Here is a 3213-nt window from a genome sequence, read left to right on the forward strand (position 1 = left end):
GCGGAGCGGCCCCCGGGGCGTCGTCGAACCTTGCCGTGGACGGCGCCGCGGCGCGGGGTTAACGTGCAGGAAGAACTTGATCAACAGGAAGTCCGGGGGCCGGAGGGAGCCGTCATGTACCGTCCGCGCACGCGCCACCGCCGGTGGCTCGCCGGCCTCACCGCGGGAACGCTCGCCGTCGCCGGCCTCACCGCCATGACGGCCCCCGCCGCCGGGGCCGCCCCGCCCGGCGGCGGCCCCGGCACCGGCCCCGGCACCGGACACGGCAAGGAGCCCGAACTCATGCGCATCCTGCGGTCGATGACGCTCGAGGAGAAGGCCGCCCAGCTGTTCGTCCTGCAGATCCACGGCACCAGCGCCGACACCGCCGACCCCGGGGCCGTCGCCGCCAACCGCAGGCTCTACGGGGCCGACAACGCCGCGCAGGTCACGGCCCGCTACCGGCCCGGCGGGTTCATCTACTACGGCGAGAACATCCGGGACCCGCAGCAGGTCGCCGCGTTCTCCAACGGCATCCAGCGCGCCGCGGCGGCCGGGCCCCACCGGATCCCCGCCACGATCGCCACCGACCAGGAGGGCGGCATCGTCGCCCGCCTCCAGCCGCCCGCGACCCAGTCGCCCGGCGCGATGGCCCTGGCCGCCGGACGGCGCACCGCCGACGCCCGCGCCCTGGCCCGCATCACCGGGCGGGAACTGCGCGCCGTCGGCGTCAACCAGGACTACGCCCCCGACGCGGACGTCAACGTCAATCCCGCCAACCCCGTCATCGGCGTCCGGTCCTTCGGCTCCGACCCCGGCCTGGTGTCGTCCATGGTCACCGCGCAGATCCGCGGATACCGGTCCGGCGGCGTCACCGCCACCGCCAAGCACTTCCCCGGCCACGGCGACACCACCACCGACAGCCACACCGGCGTCCCCGAGATCGACCACACCCGCCAGGAGTGGGAACGCCTCGACCTGCCGCCGTTCCGCGCCGCCATCGCCGCCGGCGTCGACTCGATCATGACCGCGCACATCGTCGTGCCGTCGCTGGACCCCTCCGGCGACCCCGCCACCCTGTCGCGGCCCATCCTCACCGGCATCCTGCGCGACCGGCTCGGCTACGACGGCGTCGTCGTCACCGACGCCCTCGACATGGAAGGGGTCCGCGACAAGTACGGCGACGAGCGCGTCCCCGTCCTGGCCCTCAAGGCCGGCGCCGACGTTCTGCTCAAACCGCCCGCCGACGACGACGGCACCGGCGTGTTCCCCCGGCAGCTCGCCGCCGTCGTCGCCGCCGTCGAGTCCGGCGAGCTGACCGAGGAGCGCATCGACGCCTCGGTGTACCGGATCCTGAAGCTCAAGCACGAACGCGGCCTGTTCCGCGACCCCTACGCCGACGAGTCCGAGGTCGCCGAGCGGGTGGGGACGCCCCCGCACCTGGCCGCCGCGCAGCGCGCCACCGACCGCACCAGCACCCTGGTCAAGAACGACCCCGCCGGGAACGGGGCCCCCGTCCTGCCGATGCGGCCCGGCGAACGCGACGTCCTGGTCACCGGATGGGGCGTGTCCGCCACCGCGGCCCTCGGCACCGAGATCGCCCGGCGCGGCGCCCGGACCACCATCAGGCAGACCGGCGTCAGCCCCACCCGGGCCCAGATCGACGAGGCCGTCGCCGCCGCCCGCGACCAGGACCTCGTCGTCGCCGTCACCAACCGCGCCTGGGACGTCGAGGACGGGCCCGGGCACAACGGCCCCGGGCAGATGAACCTCGTCAAGGCGCTGGCCGCCACCGGCACCCCCGTCGCCGTCATCGCCGTCCGCGACCCCTACGACATCGCCTGGTTCCCCGAGGTCACGACCTACCTGGCCACCTACTCCCACACCGCCGAGGCGCTGCGGTCGGCCGCCAAGACCCTGTTCGGCGAGCTGGACCCGCGCGGGCGGCTGCCCGTCACCATTCCCGTCCGCGACGAGCCCGGCGCCGCGCTGTACCCCTTCGGCCACGGGCTGGGCTACCGCCGCTGAACCGGCCCCGCACCGTGCCGCGCGGGCGTCACGCCTTCCGGGCGCCGATCGAGTTCATCAGCGCCGGCCAGACCGACTTCGCCTCGCGGATCCACGCCGCCCAGTTGTGCCGGCCGTCCTTGTAGATGTGCGCCGTGTGGGGGATGCCCAGCTCGTCGAGCCGCTTCTTGAACTCCTTGTTGTTGGCGCCGATCGCGATCTCGCTGAGCAGCCCGATGTCCCACGGCGCCACGTTCGGGTCGCCCGGGCCGGGCCTGCCCGTCGTGCCGGAGGAGAAGAAGATGCCGGTGCCGCGCAGCTTGGGGGCCAGCGTGTACGGGTCGTGCGCCTTCCAGTTGGCGTCGTCGACCCACGGGATGCCCCAGATCGCGAACGGGTCCTGCCAGTTGCTCGCGTTGGTGAACATCAGCAGCGCGGGGATCCCGGGCGACCGCATCGACAGGATGCCGCTCAGCGACGCCGCGTACTTGAACAGCCCCGGGTGCCGCGCCGCGTAGGTCAGCGCGCCCGAACCGCCCGAGGAGTTGCCGATGGCCGCGCGCATCGCGCCCGCGCCGTAGTTGCGCTCCACCAGCTGGCGCACCTCGGCGGTGTGGAACCTCTCCCACTGCGGCGTACCGCCCATGCCGTAGTTGTAAAAGTCGGTGTAGCCGCTGTTCTCGGCCTCGGGCATGACGACGATGACGTTGTACTGGGCCGCCCATGCCTCGATGTCGGTGTTGCGGGGCCAGGACGTGTAGTCGTCCTGCCCGCCGTGGAAGGCGTACAGCACCGGCCACGTCGCCTGCGCGCCCCGCTGCCAGTTCTTCGGCAGCAGGATCCGCGTCTTCACCGACTTTCCGAGCGAGGGGGAGTCGATCGTGATGTCGACCGCGTTCGCGCCGACCTTCTTCTCGGCGGTGATGCGCGCCCCGGTGTCGGCCGCGACCGGCGCCGCCGCCAGGCCCCGGGCCGGCGCGGCGTGCGCCGCGCCGATGCCCGCCCCGCCGATCCCCGCGACCAGCACGACGGCGACCGACCCCGCCGCCAGCGAGCGCCTCCACGGAGCCTGCGGTGACCGGTGGGGAACCGAGCGTGTCATCTGCTCACCTCGCGGTAGCTGGCCCGACCCCCGTGGCCGCGCGCGACTCCGCCGAGTTTCCTCGCCTCGCCGGGAACGATCTACAAGGACCTTTGACAAGAAAAACGCGACGTGCTGTGGAGAAG

At 73.4% G+C, this 3213-nt stretch carries 2 protein-coding genes; one reads left to right on the forward strand and one right to left on the reverse strand.

Annotated features, from left to right (window positions below):
- Nucleotides 1–114: 114 nt before the first annotated feature.
- Nucleotides 115–2007 carry a glycoside hydrolase family 3 protein gene (locus E1285_RS44080; RefSeq protein ID WP_132160860.1) on the forward strand — a complete coding sequence of 631 codons (1893 nt, stop codon included), beginning with the start codon at nt 115–117 and terminating at the stop codon, nt 2005–2007.
- A 28-nt stretch (nt 2008–2035) separates the two neighbouring features.
- On the opposite strand, the gene E1285_RS44085 is transcribed toward E1285_RS44080, so the two are convergent.
- Entirely contained in the window at nt 2036–3088 is a 1053-nt protein-coding gene (locus tag E1285_RS44085) for an alpha/beta hydrolase family protein (RefSeq protein ID WP_132160861.1), read from the reverse strand.
- Nucleotides 3089–3213 lie beyond the last annotated feature (125 nt).

The organism is Actinomadura sp. 7K507 (genome assembly GCF_004348425.1).
In the GTDB taxonomy this organism is placed as follows: Bacteria; Actinomycetota; Actinomycetes; order Streptosporangiales; family Streptosporangiaceae; genus Spirillospora.